Source organism: Pseudonocardia sp. KRD291 (assembly GCF_019263595.1).
In the GTDB taxonomy this organism is placed as follows: Bacteria; Actinomycetota; Actinomycetes; order Mycobacteriales; family Pseudonocardiaceae; genus Pseudonocardia.
Genome location: NZ_JADQDD010000026.1, coordinates 1 through 20,970, shown reverse-complemented (window position 1 = coordinate 20,970; position 20,970 = coordinate 1). Strand labels below are relative to the sequence as shown.

The following is a 20,970-nucleotide window of genomic DNA, read 5'->3' as shown; positions in this document are numbered from 1 at the left end:
ATCAGGCGACCGCTCCCGACGGCCGGGCCTCCGAGCCGGCCGTCGCTGCCGCATCGGGCACGCGGGCGCACAGAGCGGTCTGGACGGAGAGCGAGTTGTGCAGGTGGCGGGCCGATCCGACGCCGAGATCGGCGAGGATCGCGGTGGTGACGGCGGCGTCCGCGGGGGTGAAGGGAGTGCACGCGATGTCGGCGCGGCCGTCGAGGCGACTCACCTGGGCGTCCTGCTCCTGCAGGGCGAGCAACGGGCTGCGGGTTCCCGGTCTCAGGTAGACCACGACGCCGCGACCGGTGGCGGTGATCTCGCGCATCGCGGTGTCGAGATCGCCGGAACAGCGGCAGCGCAGCGATCCGAACACATCGCCGAGCAGGCACTCGACGTGCACGTGAACCGGGACATCCCGGGCCCCTGCGATGTCTCCGGTGACGAAGGCCAGATGCTCCGCGCCGGTGCCGCTGGCTCGGTAGCCCACGGTTCGCCCGTTACCGGCCGACGTGGGCAGGCCCGTGGTCACCACCCGCTCGACCGGCTGCTCGGTCGCCCGCCGGTGCCGTGCCAGGTCGGCGATGGTGACGATGGGCAGGTCGTGCTCGGTGGCGAAGTCGACGAGCTCGTCGCGCTGCGCCATCCGCCCCGGATCGCGAACACTGACGATCTCGCAGAGCACGCCGGCCGGGCGCAGCCCCGCCAACCGGGTCAGGTCGACCGCGGCCTCGGTGTGGCCGCCACGCTCCAGAACGCCACCGCTCCGTGCGGCGAGGGGCACGACGTGCCCCGGCCGCGACAGCTGCGCGGGCAGGGTCGAGGCGGAGGCGAGCAGGCGTGCGGTGCTCGCCCGGTCGCGGGCGGAGATGCCGGTCGAGACTCCGTCGACGGCATCGACGGTCACCCGGTAGGCCGTACCGAAGCTGTCGGAGTTGCTGTGGTGCAACGGCGGCAGCGCCAACCGTTCGCACTCGTCCTGCGGTAGCGCCACACAGACGAATCCCGAGGTGTGCCGGACGAGGAACGACATCGTGGCGGGGTCGACCAGTTCGGCCGCGATGATCAGGTCGCCCTCGTTCTCGCGGTCCTCGTCGTCGACGACCACCACCGGTCGTCCTGCGGCGACCGCGGCGATCGCCGTCCCGATCGTGTCCATCAGACCGCCGCCAGCTGGCGAAAGCGGCTGCCGTGGAACACCAGCGGAGCGCGGTCCGGGTCGGCGCGCACCGCGTGGATCGCCAGCAGGACGATCTCATGATCGCCGGCGGCCACCTCGGCATGGATCGAGCAGTCCAGCCACGCCACAGCGCCCTCGACCAGGACACTGCCATCATCGGTGCTGACCCAGTCGAGCTCGGCGAAGCGGTCCCCCTCCTTCGTCGCCAGGCGCTGCGCCGCCGCGTTCTGCTCCTCGGCCAGCACGCTCACCCCGAGTCGAGGCAGGCCACGCAGACGCGGCCAGGTGGTGGAGGAGTTCTGCACGCACACGGACACGAGCGCGGGCTCCACCGATACCGAGGTGAACGAGCTCGCGGCGATACCCACCGGGGTCCCGCTGCCGTCGAGTGCGCAGATCGCGGTGACCCCGCTGGGGAAGCACCCGTACGCACGGCGCAGCTGGACCGGATCCCCTGTAGTCGGTTCGAGATCGATCATGCGGCCCTCTCCTTCGGGGTCGTGCCTGCTTTTCAGCTCCGGACGGGCTTCGCCACCTCTCGGCAGCGGCGAACTGCCATCTCGAGCGCATCGAAAAGCTATCTACATCACCGTAAACTGTCAACGCCCATGTAACCGCGCGAGAGTGCACCGCCGCAGGCGATCCAGGTTCTGTCGACCGACACCCAGTGGGAACCGATAGTTGACAGCCATATAGATGAAGGCGGCGCCGTCCGGACCGGGCGTAGACCTCTGAGGATCGACGAGGAGCTCTGTCGCCTGCGGGAATCGTCCGGGAGCGGCAGCTACCGCTGCGACCGGAAACCGAACGATGTGACAGGTCGACCGTCTCGCACCCGACCGGACCGGAACCCATCCTCCGACAGGTCCGGATCTGCACGCGTCACCCGCCGAGCGCAGGTCATCGAGGAGATGGCGACGATCGACGCGGCTTCACCGAGCATCGGGCCGCTGGGTCCTCCGGCGAGTCGTTGACCGTTTACGCGTATGTAGATAGTGTCTGGGACGGGCCGGGAGACGCCCTCGTGGCTCGTCGGTGACGCCACGGAACCGGCCCGCCGTGCGGCGAGGCGCGTCCCCATCTCGGCACGAGGTGTCTACGAAGGGAGCGCGGCGATGACTGCAACGGCGGCGGACGGAGCCGCGACCGGGCTGCCGGAGTATTGCGACATCCGCGTCGAGCACCGCGGGCCGATCTCGTGGATCGTGCTGAACCGACCCGAGAAGGCCAACGCGCTGTCCAACGCGATGCTGGACGAGTTCTCCGACGCGCTGTCCAGGCTCGCCGACACCGGGGGCCCGATCATCGGCGTCCGCGGCGAGGGCAAGGGATTCTGCGCGGGCTATGACGTCGACCAGGTCGGCAAGCCGAAGGCCGCAGACCCGATCGCAGACCGGGAGCGGCTGGCGCGCAACGTAAACCGCTACCTCGCGATCTGGGACCATCCGAAACCCGTGATCGCCGCGGTGCACGGGTACTGCATCGCCGGAGCCACTCAACTCTGCGTCTTCTGCGACATCACGATCGTCGCCGAGGACGCCAAGATCGGCGAGCCCGCATTGCCGATGGGCGGTGGGTACATCGCGCCCCTGTGGGCCCCGCTGGTCGGGCCGAAACGCGCCAAGGAACTCGCCTTCCTACCGGGGAACACGATAGACGGCAGCACGGCTGTCGAATGGGGATGGGCGAACCACGCCGTCCCCGCCGACGAGGTCGTCCGCACCGCCGAGGACATGGCCGAACGGATGGCCCGCATCCCCTCGGACGTTCTGCGGATCAAGAAGTTGTCGATCAACCGGACGATGGACGCGATGGGGGTCCGCACCGCAGCCGCGCAGGTGTCCGAGATGGACGCCCTTCTCCACCTCTCGCCCTCCGTGACCGCCCTGCGCGAGTGGATCGGCGAGGTCGGCCTGAAGGCTGCCATCGCGGAGTTCCGCAAGCCCACCTCCGGCACGAGCTGACCGACCACCCGCCCGCCACCTCCGGCGGCGCGGCAGGCACCACCGACATCGCCGTCGGCACGCGACAACGGCGAGAAGGGACGACCACGATGTCAGACCTCGACGCAAGGATCCGTCGACTCGAGGACCGGGCCGAGATCGAGGATCTCGTCCTGCGGTACTTCCTCGCCGCGGACGACGACGACTGGGAGACCCTCGGCCGGACGTTCGCCGAGAACGGGTCGTTTTCGGCCGGCGCGTTCCCCGGCGGGAGTGACCGGGAATCCGTCGTGAAGTTCATCCAGACGGATCGCCAGAGCATGGGCGTCACCGTGCACACCCAGAACACCACGTTGATCACCTTCACCGACGACGACCACGCCGGCGGTGTCGTCGGAGCTCACCTGGAACTCGCGCGTGGCGGCACCACGGTCTACGGAGCGGTGCGCTACTACGACACCTACGTCCGCACGTCCGAGGGCTGGCGGTTCGGGTCGCGCGAAATGGCGATCATCCATGTCGGCCCGTGGGACGAGGTCGGCACCTCACTCACCGCGCCGAACCGCGCCCGGTGGCCAGGGACCGACCCGGCGCCCGCAGATCTCCCCCGTACCTGAGCGCGGAATCGATGGCCTGCGCCGGGCGGTCAGGAAGTCCGGTGGAGGCCGTCGAAGAAGATCGCCGAGAAAGTGTCCACAGTCTGCTTCGCCGAATACTTGCGATCACCCGGCTTGAACCAGCGGTGCGTCCAGTTCACCATTCCGAAAAGCGTCTTCACGACCAACGGAACGGAGAGATCATCACGGAACTCACCCGCCTTGATGCCCGAGTTGATGATGCTGGTGACAAGGGACTCGAAACGGCGGGTCTTGCTCACCATCTCCTTCGCCCAGGGGGTCGCCTGAAAGGCCACCTTCCCCATGTCCTCCTGAATGTAGACATAGACATAGGGGTAGTTCGTCTCGTACGAGGTGATCTGCAGCTCGATCAGCCTCCGGAGCCGCTCGCGAGCACTGATCTCCAGCGCGGCGATCCGCGTCGCCTCGGCGAGGTTGTCGTCGAGCACCTTCTTCGCGGTGGCCTGGAAGACCTCCTGGAAGATTTCGTCCTTGCTGGCGAAGTAATAGTAGATTGCGGCCCGGTCCGTACCGAACCGTGCGGCGATGTCGTTCAGGGTCGCGGCCTCGAAGCCCTTCTCCTTGAAGACGTCCCCGGCGATCTGGAGCAACTCACTGCGCTTTGCCTGATAGGCCGCGCCACCCTCGACCTGGGCGCTACGGCGGCGCTGAGCCAGGCCGCTGCCACTGGACGCGGGAGGCCGGCGAGTCGGAGAGGCCATGGACCGCATGCTACCACCGCGTTTTCAGGAATCGGATGCCCTACCGGCCGGCAGTCATTGAATTCGAGCAAGAGCGATCTGTGAGACAGGTAGCTCCGCCCAATTGGCAGAAGGAGATTATCCACCCGTGACCGATTCCCGACGATCCGCCCCGGTGACCCTGGCAGGAGTTCGCGCCGAGGCCGAGGCGTTGCTCGCCGACGCCGCGCCCGGTGAGGACCTCGATGGCGTCGCCGCCGCACTGATCAAGCTGGCCGTCCATGCCTCCGTGTCGGCGCTGGACCCCGACGGTATCGACCGGGAGATCCGGAGCGCGCTCGACGCGGGTGCCACCGCCGCCCAGGTGCACGAGACGCTCGTCGTGGTGTCCGGACTCGGAGTCCACAGCCTGATGGAGGGCTCGCGCCGTGTCCTGGCCGCGGTCGCGGAGCGGGGGGACGGGTCGACCGAGCCGCTCGACGAGGAGCGCATCACGCTCCGCGACCGCATGCAGGGCGACGACCGGTACTGGGAGGCGTTCGAGAAGGAGGTCCCCGGCTTCCTCGACGCCCTGCTCCGACTCTCCCCCCAGGCTTACCAGGCGTTCTTCGACTACTGCGCCGTGCCGTGGCGGACCGGTGCGGTCCGCGCACGGGTCAAGGAGCTGATGTCGATGGCGACCGACGCGACCCCGACCCATCGCTACCTGCCGGGGATGCGCCTTCACCTGGCGAACTCGGTGAAGCTCGGCGTCGGCCGGACCGCGATCCTGCATGCACTCGACATCGCCGCCGCCGCTCCCCTCCACCCCGGAGTGCCCGCGGCCGAGTGACGGGAACGGGTGGCCGGCGACACCGCTGGTCGTCGTAATTCACACGACTGTAGATGGATCTCGGCCGGGCCGACCCCACAGCGGAGCAGCGCCTACCTGCGCCGATCCGCTGTACAGAACCGAACCTCGACCCTCGACCCTTCAAGTCGCCGTCGCCCCGACGGTTGACCCAGTTATCAACGTGAACGTAAACTGTTGCCATCGACGGTCCCTGCCCGGACCGAGAACGGAGTGACGATGAAGGTCAACGACGACAACCTCGCTGCGACGGTCCAGCGCCTGGTCGACCACCGGGAGATCGAGCGGGTCCTCTACGACTACGCCCACTACCTCGACCACAACGAGCCGAAGAGCCTGGTCGCGCTGTTCACTCCGGACTGCCACATCGCCTACGGCCCCGACCACGGCGCCGACGGCGCCGAGGCCTACCTGGCCACCCTGGAGCACGAGAAGTTCGGAATCGGCGCCTTCTTCGCGGGCACGAGCCACCACGTGTCGAACGTCGTCATCGACTTCACCGACGACGACACCGCCAACGTGCGCTCACAGCTCTACGCGTGGCACCGCTACAACCGGGAGCGTCCTGACGGCATCGTCATGGGCCAGTACCACGACGTGTTCGTCCGGACCGCCGACGGCTGGCGGATCTCCCGCCGGGAGCTCAAGCACACCGGGACCGAGACCTACCACGCCAAGGGTGACGCCCTGAACCCCATCCCGCGCAACAACGCGGTCTGAGCCGGACCGACGCGAGGAAGCGAGCCAGAGTGTCCGACGAACTGCTCTTCGAGGTGACCGACCACGTCGCCACGGTGACGCTGAACCGTCCGAAAGCCCTCAACTCGATCTCCCATGATCTCGACGTCGAGCTGGCGCGGACCTGGGACACGATCGACGCCGACCCGGACATCTGGGTCGCGGTCCTGGGAGCCTCGGGCGAGAAGGCCTTCTGTGCGGGTGCCGACATCAGTGGCGGCACCGAGGCCGACGCGTCCCGGTTGGCCCTCGGCGGCGGGCTCACCGGCATCGGCGGTCCGCTGCGCGTGCTCACGAAGCCGCTGATCGCCGCCGTGCAGGGTTACGCCCTCGGGGGCGGGTTCGAGCTGGCGATGTGCGCCGACATCATCGTTGCCGCGGACACCGCCCAGTTCGGACTGCCCGAGGTCAAGGCCGGGATCATCGGTGAGAGCGGCGTGATGCACCGGGCGATCCGCCAGTTGCCGCACCACATCGCCCTCGCGCTCGTCCTCACCGGCGACCGGCTGCCGGCCGCCGATGCCCGTTCGTACGGGCTGGTCAATGAGGTCGTGCCGTACCCGGAGCTGACCGACGCCGCACGACGGTGGGCCACGAAGCTGACCGCGGCCTCGCCACTGGCCCAGCAGGCCGCGAAACAGGCCGTACTGAAGGGTCTGCAGGGCTCACTGGAGACCGCCCTGTCCACGAAGTACGAGCCGATCGAGGCCTACGCCAACTCCGAGGACGTGAAGGAGGGGCGGGCGGCGTTCACCGAGCGCCGGGCACCACAGTGGACGGGTCGCTGAGGCGGCCACCGATCCGTCGATGACCACGTGGAGGTCGACGCTGCCGGTGTGGTGCGACCCGTAGCTCCGTCCGGCGGGAGGTCGTAGCGCCGCCGGCTCGCCTCCCCGGGAGCCGGGGGACCGCGCCACCCTGGCGCAGGGATCTACAAAGACGTGAACCCGTCGATCGAACGGAAGGGGCGGTCCATGACCGGCTCGCACGGCGACACCGATGCCGCCACCGGTCGCACCCTCTGGTCGCTGGCCATCGGCTGGGCGGACCGACGGGGCGACGATGACGTGCTGGTGCACCTTCCCGAGCCCGGTTCGCCCGAGGGGATGCGGTCGATGAGCTGGGGGCGGTTGGTCCACGACGTCGCGCAGCTGCGCCGGACGCTGGCCGCGGCCGGCGTCGCGGACCAGCGCACCGTCGTCCTCGCCCTGCCGAACTCGCCGCTCGCCGTCGCGATGTGGCTGGCCGTCCCCGCGAACGGTGCGGTAATCCAGGTCGTCGACCCGGACGGCGGGGCCCTGGCCTTCGAGCGCGCCGTCGCCGCGACCCGTCCGGTGCTCGTCGTGGCGGCGCCGGGCAATGCCGCCACGATGCGCGAGGCGATCTCCCGGGCGGGTGTGTCGACCCGTCTGGTGGTCCCGACCGAGCTCGGGGTCGACGCACTGCGGCACGACATCGACGGGTTGCGCTCCTCGAGGGCCGGAGCCCCCGACGCCACACCGGACCAGGTGGCCGGGCTGCTGCCCACCTCCGGCACGTCCGGCGCCCCGAAGCTCGTGCAGCTGACCCACCACAACTACGTGACGGCCGCCGAGCGGCTGGCCCGCAACACCGGGTTCCTCACCTCGGACCGGCACTACTTGTGCTCGCCGTTCTTCCACACCAACGGCCAGCTCTACCTGTGTGCCCCCGCGTTCGTCACCGGCGGTTCGGTCGCGGTGGTGCCGCGGTTCAGCGCGTCCTCCTACTTCGACGCCGCCCGCTGGACCGGCGCCACGGTCAGCTCGATGGTCGCCCCGCCGATGCGGATGGCCCTGCACCGGGCCATGGAGCGCGGTGGCACCGTCGACCCGGGCGGGCTGCGGCTCGTGCAGTACGGGATGAACCTCAGCGAGAGCGACTGGCGGGCCTGGGACGCGCTGCTGCCCGGCATCGACACCCGCCAGATCTACGGCCAGACCGAGTCGGTCACCGGGGTCCTCGGCGGCGCGCCATGGGAGGTCGACGACCGGCGGACCATCGGGCGCCCGTTCGTCGGTGTCGAGCGCGTCCGGCTGGTCCCCGCCGGCGCCGCCGATGTCACCGACGCCGGCGCCGAGGTCCCGGACGGCGAGCCCGGCGAACTCTGGGTCCGGGGCATCCCCGGCCGCTCGCTGATGCTCGGCTACGACAACGCGCCGGAGACGACCGCGGAGACCCTGGTCGCCGACAGCAGCGGAGCCTGGCTGCGAACCGGCGACCTCATGGTGCGCCACCCCGACGGGCGGTTCGAGTTCCGCGGCCGCCGGATGCACATCATCCGCCGCGGTGGGGAGAACCTGTCCACCTACGGACTCGAGCTCGACCTGCAGTCCTGCCCGCTCGTGGGCGACGTCGCGGTCACCGCCCGGGAGGACGACACCCTCGACGCCATCGTGGTCGCTCACGTGATCGCGGCGCAGGGCTACGACGAGACCGCGTTCCGCGCGTGGTGTCTGGAGAACCTCGGTAAGCGCGGGGTGCCCGACGTCGTCGAAGTCCACCAGTCGTTTCCGCGCACCGGCAGTGGCCGTGTGATCACCCGGGAGCTGGGATGAGCGGCGCCTGGGCGGAGCGGGTGCGGCACTGGGCCGGGTCCGGACGGCGTGCTCTCACCACCGACGACGGTCCCGGGCTCACCTACCAGAGCTGGGTGGACGAGGGCGACGCTCTGGCCCGGGCGTTCCTCGGCGCGGGTCTGTCCCCCGGCGCCCGGGTCGCGACCGTGCTGCCCAACGGACCCGAGCTTCTGACGACGCTCTACGCCTGTGCGCGTGTGGGCATCACGGCGGTCCCGGTCAGCACCTGGGCGACCGGCGCGGAGCTGGCGCGGGTCCTCGACGCCGCGTGCCCCGCCCTCGTGCTCACCGCGGATACGGTGCCCGGCGGGCAGCGTGAGCTGCCGGGCGGCGCCTTCGCCTGGGGCGACCACCCGGACGCCACGCCCGTTGCCGCCCTGCTCGAGCTGCGCGCGCGGGTCGACGACACGCGCTGGCGGGCCGCGGTCGAGGCGCCGCGTGCCGACGACGACTTCGTGGTGCTCTACACCTCCGGCAGCACCGGTGCCCCGAAGGGCGTGGTGCTCTCCCAGGGCGCCGTCGTGCGCAACGCGGCGTTGATCGCCGAGCGGATGGGCCTCACCGACGGCGAGCGCGTCTACACCTACTTCCCGCTGTTCTTCAGCGGCGGGCTCTGCAACGCGCTGTCCTCCACGATCTCGGTCGGGGGCGAGCTCGTCACGCAGGCCCGGTTCACCCCGGCCGGGGCCGCCGCACTGATCCACACCCGACAGTGCTCGGCCCGCGACGTCTGGCACGACGGCCTCGCGCGGGTGGTCGCCGAACCCGCGCTCACCGCCGACGACCTCCGCCGGATGCGCCGCGGTCTGGTGCTCGACGCCGAGCTGCTCGCGGCCCACGGCGTGACGGGGGACCTCGGCGTCGACATGTACGGCATGACCGAGACCGCCACCGCCTTCACCTGTGGCGACCACCGCGACCCTGCGGAGCTGCGGCAGAGCACGCAGGGCCGGCCGCTGCCCGGCAACCGGCTGCGGGTCGTCGACCCGGACACCGGCCGCGAACTGAGAGCGGGAGAGCCGGGCGAGCTCCTCGTCCGCGGACCGAACACGATGACCGGCTACACCGACGGCAGCCATGCCGCCCTGACCGACGAGGACGGCTTCTTCCACACCGGTGACCTCGGGTGGCTGGGCCCGGACGGACATGTCCGCTACACCGGCCGTACCAAAACCATGATCAAGCTCAAGGGGCTCACGGTGCAGCCCGAGGAGGTCGAGGCCGTCCTGATGGCCTCCCCCGGCGTGCGCCGTGCCGTCGTGACCGGGCTCGGCGCGGGCCATGAGTCGTCCGGAATCGGTGCGCTGGTGGTGCTCGACCCCGGCACCGCCCCGGAGGAGGTCGCCGCACGGTGCCGCCGCGAGCTGTCCTCCTACAAGGTGCCCGAGCTGCGCCCGGTCGACGAGTCCGCCTTCCCGCTGTCCGCGAGCCTGAAGAACGACCGGTCGGCCGCCCATGCACTCTGGCCGACCGTGTCGGCGGTGCTCTGATGCCGGGCCTGCTGATCGCCAACCGGGGCGAGATCGCGCTGCGGATCATGCGCGCCGCGCACGCCCGCGGGCTGCGTGCGGTCGCGGTGTACGCCGCGGACGAAGCCGAGGCCGCGCACGTTCGCGCCGCCGATGAGGCCGTCGCCCTCGACGGGACGGGGCCCGCACCGTTCCTCGACGTCGAGCAGGTCGTCGACGCCGCCGTCCGGACGGGCTGCCACCTGCTGCACCCCGGCTACGGGTTCCTCAGCGAGGACCCGGAGCTGGCCCGGCGCTGCGCCGAGCGGGGGATCGCGTTCGTCGGTCCCTCGCCCGAGGTCCTGGCACTGCTCGGGGACAAGACCGCGGCCCGGGAGCTGGCGGTGTCACTCGGTGTGCCGGTGCTCGTGGCCACCACCGAGGACGAGCTCTCGGACGCCGCGGCGGTCGCGTTCGCGCGCGGGCTCGGACCGGGCGCCGTGGTGATGGTCAAGGCGCGCTCGGGCGGCGGCGGCCGGGGCATGCGCGTGGTCGGCGACCCGGACCTACTGCCCGACGCGCTGGCCCGCTGCCGCGCCCAGGCCGGCCGCACCTCCGGTCGCGGGGGCGTGTATCTGGAGCGCTACCTGCGCCGCGCCCGGCACATCGAGGTGCAGCTGCTCGGTGACGGCCGCGACGTCGTGACCCTCAGCGACCGGGACTGCAGCGTGCAGCACCGGCACCAGAAGATGATCGAGATCGCGCCGGCCGTCACCGTGCCCGGTGAGACCCGGGAACGCCTCGCAGAGGCGGCCCGGCGGATCGGCGTGCACGTCGGCCTGGCCGGGCTGGCCACCGTCGAGTTCCTGGTCGACGCCGACACCGGCGAGCACCGGTTCCTCGAGGTAAACCCGCGGCTGCAGGTCGAGCACCCGGTCACCGAGGAGGTCCTCGGGATCGACCTCGTCTCGGCGCAGATCGCCGTCGCCGAGGGCATCCCGCTCGCCGAGCTGAACGTCGCGCACGCAGGTGGGGACCTCGCACCGGGCGGGGTCGCCGTCGAGGCCCGGGTCACCCTCACCGGCGGGCCCGCCGTCCCACTCGCCCGGTTCACGCCGCCCACCGGCCCGGGGGTGCGCGTGGAGACCCACGCCGAGCAGGGCAGATCGGTGGCCACGGCCTACGACCCGCTCCTGGCCAAGGTCATCACCCGGGACCGCGGCGGTGACCTCGCCGTCGCGATCGATGCCCTGGACGCCGCGCTCGCCGCGTTCACCATCGAGGGCATGCCCACGGACCTGGCCCGATTGCGCGATCTGCTGGGACGATCCGAGCTGCGCACGGGGCAGGCGACCACAGCCTGGGCCGACGCCCTGCGCGATCTGCCGCCGGAGCCCTCCGGCGCGAACACCGCGACCGTTCGCTCGGGTATCTCCGGGACGGTCGTCGCGGTGCCCGGTACGTCGGACACGCGTGTCCGGCGGGGCGAGCCGATCGTCGTCGTCGAGGCGATGAAGATGGAGCACGAGATCGTCGCGCCGGTGTCCGGGACGCTGCTGGCCGTGCGGCCGGCGATCGGCGACGTGGTCGCCGAGGGCGACGTCGTCGCCGAGCTGCGACCCGCGCCCGACGCCGATCCGGCCGACGAGGCGCCCGTCGCGGTCGATCCCGGCCACGTGCGTACCGATCTCGCCGACGTGCGGTGGCGCCACGAGCGCGGCCGGGACGAACACCGTCCGGACGCGGTGGCGAAGCGGCGCCGGCTCGGCAAGCGGACGGCGCGGGAGAACGTCGCGGCCGTCTGCGACGCCGAGGTGCCGGTGAACGATGCGGCGGCGCACGGAGCCGTGGCGTTCCAGGAGTACGGCGCCCTCGTGATCGCCGCCCAGCGCACCCGGCGACCGGTCGCGGAACTCGAGCTCACCACTCCCGCCGACGGTCTCGTCGCCGGCTTCGGGCGGGTCCACGGTCATCCCGTGGCCGTCCTCGCCCACGACTACACGGTCATGGCGGGCACGCAGGGCGTGCAGATGCACAAGAAGGCCGAGCGGTTGTTCGAGGTGGCGGCTCGCAGGCGGACTCCGGTCGTGGTGTTCGCCGAGGGCGGCGGCGGCCGGCCCGGTGACGTCGACAACGCGGCCAAGGCCACCGGCATGGACCTCGGCACGTTCGTGGCCCTGGGAAGGCTGAACGGGCTGGTGCCCACCGTCGCCGTCGCATCGGGCCGCTGCTTCGCCGGCAACGCCGCGCTCGCGGGCGCCTGCGAGCTGCTGATCGCCACCGAGGACGTCAACCTCGGTATGGGCGGTCCCGCCATGATCGAACACGGTGGACTGGGCCGGTTCGCGCCCGAGGAGATCGGGCCGCTGGAGGTCCAGGTGCGCAACGGCGTCGTCGACGTCGCGGTCACCGATGAGGTCGAGGCCGCCGCCGTCGCGCGCCGCTACCTGTCCTACTTCCAGGGCTCGGTCACCGACTGGGCCTGCGCCGACCAGCGGCTGCTGCGCCACGTCGTCCCGGAGAACCGACACCGCGTGTACGAGGTGCGCGAGTTGGTCGACGTCCTCTGCGACACCGGCTCGGTGCTGGAGCTGCGCCGGGGGTTCGGCGGTGCCGTGCTCACCGCGCTGTGCCGGATCGAGGGCGCGACCGTGGGTCTCGTCGCGAACGACCCGGCCCGCGGCGGCGGCGCCCTGGACAGCGACACCGCGGACAAGATGGCCCGGTTCCTGCAGCTCTGCGACGCGCACGGCCTCCCGGTCGTGTCGCTGTGCGACACCCCCGGGTTCCTGGTCGGTCCGGACGCGGAGCTGGCGGGCGGCGTCCGGCATTTCGGCCGGCTGTTCGTGACCGCTCCGAACCTGTCCGTGCCGCTGTGCACCGTGGTGGTCCGCAAGGCCTACGGACTCGGCGGCCAGGCCATGGCGGGCGGGAGCTTCCGCGTGCCGAACGCGATCGTCGGCTGGCCGACGGCCGAGTTCGGCGCCATGGGGCCCGAGGGCGCCGTCACGCTGGGCTACCGCCGCGAGCTCGATGCCATCACGGACCCGGAGAGCCGGCGCGAGCGCTACGAGGAACTGCTCGCCGACTACGTCGCCCAGGGCAGCGCCGTCAACACCGCATCGGTCTTCGAGCTCGACGACGTCATCGACCCGGCCGACACCCGCGCCTGGATCCGTAACACCCTCGCCACCCACGATCCCGCGGAGCAGGTCCCGGCGCGGAGACGGATCGACACATGGTGATCACGCCACACACCGCCGACCACGTCGGCGCCCGACCGAACGCGCAGCCGGCGGAACGCACCGAGGCGATCACCGCCACCAGCTAGGAGGACAGATGGACGACCCCACCGCCACGGGTGCCACGACCGAGCGGATGACCGAGGAACAGGTGCGCGCCGCCGTCGACGTCGCGAACGTGCCGAGCCTGCTCATGGTGCTCTTCCAGTTCAGCGGCGATGAGCGCTGGCTCGCCGCCCCGTACCTCCCCACCCGTGGCAAGGGCCTGGTCGACCACGACTCCGGCGGCCTCCCCGAGCCGGTACAGGCGGAGATCCGCGAGGCCTCCGTGGGGGTCGTGCTCCGGATACAGGACGGCGAGAGGCCGGCGATCACCGCTCCCTCCCCCGAACTGACCGCGCGCATGATGAGCGTCTGCATGGGCGAGCCGGTGGGTGTCGAGCAGGGCGAGATGCTGGCCTCCGAGGTCGCCCGCCGGATCGACCCCGACCAGCCCGAGCTCGCGCTGCCGCCGGTGCACGCCCCGGAGGGCTTCAAGATCCTTCTGATCGGCACCGGGGTGGCGGGCCTCGCTGCCGCGCACCAGCTCGAGGACATGGGAGTCGACTACGAGATCCTGGAACGCCAGCCCGACGCGGGCGGGGTCTGGTGGACGAACACCTATCCCGGTGCCGGTGTCGACACCCCGAGCCACCTGTACTCGTTCTCGTTCGCCCGCAACGACTGGGGCAAGCATTTCGAGCTGCGTGACGACATCCAGCGCTACTTCGCGCAGACGCTGAAGGATCTCGGCGCCGACCAGCGCGTCCGGTACAACACCGAGGTTCTCTCGGCGACCTACGACGAGGATCGCACCAAGTGGACCGTGCGTGTCCGCACCGGTGGGGTCGAGGAGACCCTGGCCGCCGACATCGTGCTGACCGGCGTCGGCTCGCTGAACCGGCCGCGGTTGCCCGATGTGCCCGGCCGCGACACGTTCACCGGCACGCAGTTCCACTCGTCGCAGTGGCCCGAGGACCTGGACCTCGACGGCAAGCGGGTCGTCATCGTGGGGGCGGGTGCGAGCTCCATGCAGATCTCGCCCGCGATCGCGGACCGGGTCGGTCACCTGACGATCGTCCAGCGCTCTCCGCAGTGGGTCGCCCCGTTCGACAAGTTCCTGCAGCCCATCACCCCCGAGCTGCGCCGCCTGCTGCAGAGCTGCTCGCTGTACTTCGCGTGGTACTGGACCCGGCTGTTCTGGCAGTTCGGCGACAAGGTGATCGAGGCCCTGCGGGTCGACCCGGAGTGGGAGCACCCCGAGCGCTCGGTCAACGCCCGCAACGACGGGCACCGCGAGTTCTTCACCCGGTACCTGACCGACCAGCTGGCCGGCCGGCCGGACCTGATCGAGAAGTCGCTGCCGGGCTACCCACCCTTCGGCAAGCGCATCCTGCTCGACAACGGCTGGTTCGCGACGATCCGCCGCGACGACGTCGACCTGGTGACGGACTCCGTGGCCGAGGTACGACCCGATGGCATCGTCACGTCCGCCGGCGCCGAGCTACCTGCCGACGTCGTCATCTGGGCGACCGGCTTCCACGCCGCGCGGTTCCTGTCCAGCGTCGACGTCCGCGGTGTCGGCGGGGCACGGCTGAGCGAGGTCTGGGAGGACGACAACCCGAAGGCCTACCTGGGCGTGTCCGTTCCGGGTTTCCCCAACTTCTTCATGCTGGGCGGACCGAACTCGTTCCCCGGCAGCGGCAGCTTCCTCTACTTCATGGAAGTACAGATGCGGTATGTGCGGGGGCTGATCACGACGATGTTCGACCGCGGGATCAGCGCTCTGGATGCGCGTGCGGACGTCACCGCGACCTACAACGAGCTCGTGGACGACACCCACGACCGGACCGTCTGGACCCATCCGGGAATGCAGACGTACTACCGCAACTCGCGTGGTCGAGTCATCTTCGTAATGCCGTTCCTGAACGCGGAGTACTGGCAGATGACCAAGGAACTCGACCTGTCCGACTACACGATCCGATAATATATCGTTAATTGACGATCACGGGTCTTGAGCTGCCGAGATCCGGTCGTTCAGCGTGCCCGCGAGGCCGCTGCTCACCATTTTTTGCAGCGCTCACTAAGGCGTTGACAACGCGCCGAGGCCGTGTCAGCGTGGCCGTCGACACACCCGATCGGGCAATGCGCACGAACGGTTATCTGAGCCCGTGACAGAGACGCTCGGGCCGAGCAACGCAGGAGGAGTCGTGTCGGTCGACGACGTGGGGAGCGCGCCGATTCAATCGGCGACGGCGGCCACGCAGATCATTGACATCAAGGCTTCTCGACGGGCGCTCGTGGCCGGCTCCCTCGGCAACCTCGTGGAGTGGTACGAGTTCGCGATCTACGCCTACATGGCGCCGATCATCGCTCCGATCTTCTTTCCCTCCGTGAGTTCGACCGCCAGCGTTCTGTCGACATTCCTGGTCTTCGCGCTCGCCTTCTTCCTGCGCCCGCTCGGTGCGGCCGTCTTCGGACCGCTGACCGACCGTTGGGGCCGCAGACCGGTCCTGCTGCTGATCATCACCATGATGGCGCTGGCGACGGCGGCGATCGGCGTGCTGCCGACCCACGCGGCCGTCGGCGCCCTCGCTCCGATCCTGCTGACCCTCTGCCGCGTCGTGCAGGGCATCTCGGCGGGTGGAGAGATGGGCGGGGCCGTGTCCCTCATGGTCGAGTCCGCCCCACCCGGCAAGCGCGGCGCGTACGGTGCGTGGTCCTTCACCGGCACGACGCTGGGCTACGTCCTCGGCGGAGGCGTCGCCACGGTGCTGTCGTTGGCCCTGTCCCCCGAGGCCCTGGCCTCATGGGGCTGGCGGGTCGCCTTCCTGCTCGCCCTCCCGATGGGCATCGTGGTCGTCTACATCCGGCTCAAGGTCGACGAGACGCCCCACTTCAAGGAGCTCGTCGCGGAGCGCGAGACCACCTCCGGGACGGGCGTGCGGACACCCGCACTGGTCCGGCGCCCGCTCGGCTACCTGCTCGCCACCGCAGCCGTGGTGGTCGTCTACAACGCGATCGGCAACACCTTCATGGTGGGGATGCCGACCTTCCTGTCGAAGAGCTACCAGATGACGTTCACCCAGTCCTCGGTGCTGGCGTTGGTCACCGGCCTGGTCGGCGGAGCGACGATGCCCCTGTTCGGCGCCCTGTCCGACAGGATCGGCAGGCGCCCGATCCTGCTCGCCGGGACGATCGGCGTCGTCGTGCTGTCCTACCCGATGTACATGCTGATCGGGTTGGGTTTCGGTGGCGGGCTCCTCGCGCTGTTCGTGGCCGGCGTGCTCATCGGGGTCGTCGGCGGCCCCATGCCCGCCTTCATGTCCGAGCGCTTCCGAACCCGTAACCGCGCGGCGGGGGTCTCCTTGACCTACGCCCTCACCGTGGCGATCTTCGGCGGCACCGCGCCGTACGCCATCACCGCCATCGCGGACGCGACCGGCGATCCGCTCTCCGCCGCCTACTACACCCTCGGGTGCGGGCTGATCAGCCTGGTCGGTCTCCTGGCCATCAGCCGCGCGCACCGGGACCAGCACCGGACAGCGCTCGAGGACTGATCCCGAGCTCGTCCGACCGATACCGTGATCCAGCCGGGGCCATCCCCGGGAGGGGGACACCCATGCAGCGCGCCAGCACCGACGACGCACGACCGGTCGCAGGTCCGGTGGTCTTCAGCGAGAGCGTGCCCATCGCCGACCTCCTGGTCCGCTCGGCGCACACGTGTCCCGACCGGACGGCGTTGGCGTTCCCGGGGGTGCGACTCAGCTACGCCGAGCTGCTCGAGAAGTCCACCCGGGTGGCCAGGGCGCTGTACGGGCTCGGGGTACGCCGGGGCGACCACGTGGGCGTACTCATGCCCAACGCTCCCGAGTTCGCCGAGGCCCTCTTCGGTGCCGGCATGCTCGGCGCGGTGGTCGTGCCGTTGAACGCCCGCTACCGCAGCGCCGAGCTCGGATACGTCATCGACCACGCCCGGCTCCGGGTCGTGCTGACTACGGACCGCATCGCCGAACACACCGATTTCCGCAGGATCCTCACCGAGGCCCTCCCCTCAGCCGCCTCGGTGGAGGCGGCCGACTCGCGTGAGGGGGCGTTCGCCGAGGCCCCGGCGTTGCGGAACCTGGTCATGCTGCACGGCCGGGGAGGTGGCCCCTTCCTGGGCCCGGACGAGTTCCTGGTCCGCGCGGACGACGTCGACCCGTCCGTCGTGAGCACCGCCAGAGCCCGGGTGAGCTCCCGCGACGTCGCTCTGGTGATGTACACGTCGGGAACCACCGCCCATCCCAAGGGCTGCATGATCAGCCACGAGGCCATCTCACGCGGGAGCATGGGCCGGATGAGGGAGAACGTCCCGCTCGGAGAGCGGAACGTGTTCTGGTGCCCGGCCCCGATGTTCCACATCGCATGCATGCAGGTCTTCCTCGCCTCGATCGGACTGGGTGGCACGTTCGTCACCGACTCACATTTCCGCCCGGACATCGCGTGGGAGCAGATCGTCGAGCACGACGTCACCTCGCTGTGGCCCTGGTTCCAGGCGGTGATGCTGGGCCTGGAGGGCGCGAAGGGGTTCGATCCGACCGCGATCCCGAACGTCAGCGCACTGAGCCTCATCGGGCCCCCGGCCTTCCTCCGGCGCATCCAGGCGATGTTCCCCGGAGCTGCCCACATCAACGGATGCGGAATGTCCGAGCTGTCCGGTTACTACGCGATGTCCCCGCTCGACGACGACCAGGAGGCCCGCGCGACCACCGGCGGCAAGCCCGTCAGCGGGGTCGAGGTACGGATCATCGACCCGGAGACCGGCCAGGATGTGCCGCCGCACACCATCGGAGAGATCCTCATTCGCGGGTACCTGCAGATGGACGGCTACTACCGCGACCCCGAACGCACCGCCGCGACGATCGACGACGAGGGGTGGCTGCACTCCGGCGACCTGTACCGGATGGACGATGCCGGGCGCATCTCCTTCGAGGGCAGACTCAAGGACATGCTCAAGGTAGGCGGCGAGAACGTACCGGCGATCGAGGTTGAAGCGTTCCTGTGCACCCACCCGCACATCCGGGTCGCCGAGGTCGTCGGCATGCCGGACGACCTGCTCGACGAGGTCCCGGTCGCGTTCATCGAGATCGAGCAGGGCGTCGCCCTGGACGCCGACGAGATCATCGCCTGGTGCCGGGGGAAGATCGCAAGCTTCAAAGTTCCCCGCGCCGTCCATTTCAAGACCGCGTCCGAGTGGCCCATGTCCGCCACCAAGATCAACAAGGTGGACCTGCGCAAGGAGCTTGCCGCGCTGACGACCGTCGCGGACTGAGCACGGATCCTGCGGAGCCGCGCACGAGTACCCAGCCGCCCTCGTCAGGGCTACTTGACCAGGAAGCCCGCGTCGACCGGCAGCTGAACACCGGTGACGTAGCGACCCGCGTCGGAGGCCAGGAAGACGATCGCGTTGCTGATGTCCACCGGATCCACCGCCGGTACCGGCAGCGTGTTCTGCACGAGCTTGGCAAAGCCCGAGTTCGCCGTCATGTACCGCTCGACCACCTCGTTCTCGACCATCGGTGTATGGACGCCTGTCGGGTGGACGGTGTTGACCCTGATCATGTGCGGAGCCAGGTCGACCGCGAAGTTGCGCATCAGGCCGACGACGCCGTGCTTGGCCGCGGTGTAGGCGTTCATCGCCAGGCTCTGGTTCGCGGCCGACTTCGACGCCGCCGTCGAAGCGGTGAGCACGATGGCCCCACCGTTCCCGGCCTCGATCATGGCCGGAGCCGCGGCGTCGACGGTGTTCCACACACCGGTGAGGTTGACGTCGATGGTGTCCTGCCAGAACTGCCGACGTTCGACCGGATCGGTCGGTTCGTCAAGGGTGAGGGCGTAGACGCCGGCGTTGGCGCACACCACGTCGAGTCGGCCGAACTCGGCGACACCTGCCTGCACCGCCTCTCTCAGGGCGAGCCCGTCACGAACGTCGGCGACCGACGCGACGATGCGTCGGTCCAGAGCCTCGACCTGGCGCACGGTCTCGTCGAGATCGTCCTGGGTAGACATCGGGATCTCCACCGACGCGATCTGCGCGCAGATGTCCACCGCGATGACGTCTGCGCCTTCCTCGGCCAGTCGCACAGCGTGGCTACGGCCCTGGCCTCGCGCAGCCCCGGTCACCAGTGCGACCCTGCCTTCCAGTGCTCCGGACATCAGCGATCTCCTCATCGTCGAGGTTCAAAGTCCGCCGAGCTTATCAACGCGAACGTAGATGGCCTACGCGGTGAAGCCGAACCGCTCCGGCGCGTCCGGAGAGCTATCGGGTTGAGTGCTCGGGCTCGGGTTAGGCCGAACTGTCGAGTGAACTCAGCTCAGCAGAACGGCCCGTCGATGGCTCCGGTCAGGAGCTCACCCATCGGTGCCCGGTCCCGGACCTCGACGTCGTGGCTGACCGGCACCCAGTCGTCGCCCGCCTGGTGGAACTGGGTGATCGCCCCTCCAATGTCAGGACACCGCGCGCGGGTGAACATCGCGGACACGATCTGGCGCGACATCACCCCCAGCTCCAGCAGTGTCCGGTTCCGATGCTTACGCACCCCGAGGTTCACCTGGGCCAGCGCGTCCAGCCCCCGCCCGGCCTCGGTGTCCATCAACAACCCGATCTCCACCCCGTACCCCGGAGCGAACGGCACCGACTCGAGCAGCCCACGCGTGGCCGCATACTCCCCCCCGAGGGGCTGGATCACCCCGCACAGACGCGGACACAGCGCCGCCAGGAGGGGCCGCACCAACAGCTCGGTCACCCGCCCACCCCCGGTGTCTGACTCGCCGTCACGAACACGCAGAGGACGCCGGTAGAAGCCCTTGACAAAACAGACCCCGTCCGCGGTCAACAACGGCTCCAGCAGGGCCGGCACGAACCCGGCATCGAACTCGACCAGATCCGAGTCCAGGAACACCACGACATCCCCCGACGTCACCGCCAGCGATCGCCACAGCACCTCACCCTTACCCGGCCGCACCGCCACCTCCGGAAGCACCGCAGCGCACTCGACGACGCGTGCCCCGGCCGCGGCCGCCACCGCCATCGTCCGGTCACTCGACCCGGAGTCCACGACCACCACCTCGTCGACCAACGGCGCCGGCCCACACGTCAACGGCACCAACTCGGCCACGATCGCCCCGACCGTCGCCTCCTCGTTCAACGCCGGCAGCACCACCGACACCCGACGCCCCCGCTTGAGAGCAGACAGCTCCTCAGCCCCGAGGACCGGGGACTGCCACGTGCGGCGGGCGAACCACGCCTCCAGCTCCCGTTCCATCCGGTCCCCTCCTACGCCAGGCCGCGCACACCCCGCGACGGCTGCCGCGTCCCGGCCACACTGGCCACCATCTCCACCACACGCCGGGTCGCCCGGACATCGTGCGCCCGGAACACCCGCGACCCCGCCCACGCAGCCAACGCGGTCGCCGCCAACGTCCCCTCCGTGCGCCCGGACAGCTCGACATCCAGCGTCTCGCCAATGAAATCCTTGTGCGACAACGACATCAACACCGGCCACCCCGTGGCCACCAGCCGGTCAGCATGACGCAACAACGCCAGCCCGTGCCGGGTGTTCTTCCCGAAATCATGCGTCGGATCGATCAC

Annotated in this window: 17 protein-coding genes; 11 read left to right on the top strand and 6 right to left on the bottom strand. The window is 70.1% G+C overall.

The window, feature by feature from the left end:
- Position 1 precedes the first annotated feature (1 nt).
- Positions 2-1,141, bottom strand: coding sequence for a 3,4-dihydroxy-2-butanone-4-phosphate synthase (gene ribB, locus I4I78_RS06405; RefSeq protein WP_218610264.1), 1,140 nt, complete (start codon positions 1,139-1,141; stop codon positions 2-4).
- Positions 1,141-1,641, bottom strand: coding sequence for a flavin reductase family protein (locus I4I78_RS06400; RefSeq protein WP_218610263.1), 501 nt, complete (start codon positions 1,639-1,641; stop codon positions 1,141-1,143). Before I4I78_RS06400 ends, ribB begins: the two co-directional genes overlap by 1 nt.
- Before the next feature lie 636 nt (positions 1,642-2,277).
- On the opposite strand from I4I78_RS06400, the gene I4I78_RS06395 reads away from it, so the two are divergent.
- Entirely contained in the window at positions 2,278-3,126 is an 849-nt protein-coding gene (locus I4I78_RS06395; RefSeq protein ID WP_218610262.1) for an enoyl-CoA hydratase-related protein, read from the top strand.
- An 89-nt stretch (positions 3,127-3,215) separates the two neighbouring features.
- On the top strand, positions 3,216-3,722 hold the full coding sequence (locus I4I78_RS06390) for a nuclear transport factor 2 family protein (protein ID WP_218610261.1): 507 nt from the start codon (positions 3,216-3,218) through the stop codon (positions 3,720-3,722).
- A gap of 29 nt (positions 3,723-3,751) precedes the next feature.
- On the opposite strand, the gene I4I78_RS06385 is transcribed toward I4I78_RS06390, so the two are convergent.
- A complete protein-coding gene (locus I4I78_RS06385; protein ID WP_218610260.1) occupies positions 3,752-4,444 on the bottom strand; it encodes a TetR/AcrR family transcriptional regulator in 693 nt (230 codons plus the stop codon).
- Positions 4,445-4,571: 127 nt separating this feature from the next.
- On the opposite strand from I4I78_RS06385, the gene I4I78_RS06380 reads away from it, so the two are divergent.
- The 9 genes from I4I78_RS06380 to I4I78_RS06340 all read left to right on the top strand — a co-directional run bounded on the left by I4I78_RS06380 (position 4,572) and on the right by I4I78_RS06340 (position 18,651).
- On the top strand, positions 4,572-5,255 hold the full coding sequence (locus I4I78_RS06380; protein WP_308251934.1) for a carboxymuconolactone decarboxylase family protein: 684 nt from the start codon (positions 4,572-4,574) through the stop codon (positions 5,253-5,255).
- Positions 5,256-5,492: 237 nt separating this feature from the next.
- Positions 5,493-5,993 (top strand): nuclear transport factor 2 family protein, encoded by a 501-nt coding sequence (locus I4I78_RS06375; RefSeq protein ID WP_226379207.1) that lies wholly within the window; start codon positions 5,493-5,495, stop codon positions 5,991-5,993.
- Between the two features lie 29 nt (positions 5,994-6,022).
- Positions 6,023-6,799, top strand: a complete 777-nt coding sequence (locus tag I4I78_RS06370; protein ID WP_218610258.1) for an enoyl-CoA hydratase-related protein — start codon at positions 6,023-6,025, stop codon at positions 6,797-6,799.
- A 186-nt stretch (positions 6,800-6,985) separates the two neighbouring features.
- Entirely contained in the window at positions 6,986-8,587 is a 1,602-nt protein-coding gene (locus I4I78_RS06365; RefSeq protein ID WP_218610257.1) for a class I adenylate-forming enzyme family protein, read from the top strand.
- Positions 8,584-10,098 carry a class I adenylate-forming enzyme family protein gene (locus I4I78_RS06360; protein WP_218610256.1) on the top strand — a complete coding sequence of 505 codons (1,515 nt, stop codon included), beginning with the start codon at positions 8,584-8,586 and terminating at the stop codon, positions 10,096-10,098. Before I4I78_RS06365 ends, I4I78_RS06360 begins: the two co-directional genes overlap by 4 nt.
- Positions 10,098-13,301 carry a carboxyl transferase domain-containing protein gene (locus tag I4I78_RS06355; protein WP_218610255.1) on the top strand — a complete coding sequence of 1,068 codons (3,204 nt, stop codon included), beginning with the start codon at positions 10,098-10,100 and terminating at the stop codon, positions 13,299-13,301. The genes I4I78_RS06360 and I4I78_RS06355 overlap by 1 nt, the downstream gene beginning before the upstream one ends.
- Positions 13,302-13,395: 94 nt before the next feature.
- Positions 13,396-15,324, top strand: coding sequence for an NAD(P)/FAD-dependent oxidoreductase (locus tag I4I78_RS06350; protein ID WP_226379206.1), 1,929 nt, complete (start codon positions 13,396-13,398; stop codon positions 15,322-15,324).
- A 223-nt stretch (positions 15,325-15,547) separates the two neighbouring features.
- Complete coding sequence (locus tag I4I78_RS06345) at positions 15,548-16,897, top strand: MFS transporter (RefSeq protein ID WP_218610254.1); 1,350 nt, start codon at positions 15,548-15,550, stop codon at positions 16,895-16,897.
- 62 nt (positions 16,898-16,959) lie between these two features.
- Positions 16,960-18,651, top strand: coding sequence for a class I adenylate-forming enzyme family protein (locus tag I4I78_RS06340; protein ID WP_218610253.1), 1,692 nt, complete (start codon positions 16,960-16,962; stop codon positions 18,649-18,651).
- 50 nt (positions 18,652-18,701) lie between these two features.
- On the opposite strand, the gene I4I78_RS06335 is transcribed toward I4I78_RS06340, so the two are convergent.
- The 3 genes from I4I78_RS06335 to I4I78_RS06325 all read right to left on the bottom strand — a co-directional run.
- Positions 18,702-19,535: a mycofactocin-coupled SDR family oxidoreductase gene (locus tag I4I78_RS06335; protein ID WP_275957968.1), complete on the bottom strand. Its 834-nt coding sequence runs from the start codon at positions 19,533-19,535 to the stop codon at positions 18,702-18,704.
- Between the two features lie 158 nt (positions 19,536-19,693).
- A complete protein-coding gene (locus I4I78_RS06330; protein WP_218610252.1) occupies positions 19,694-20,644 on the bottom strand; it encodes a glucosyl-3-phosphoglycerate synthase in 951 nt (316 codons plus the stop codon).
- An 11-nt stretch (positions 20,645-20,655) separates the two neighbouring features.
- Positions 20,656-20,970 (bottom strand): dihydropteroate synthase (locus tag I4I78_RS06325; protein ID WP_218610251.1); only part of this gene is annotated, 315 nt, incomplete at its 5' end.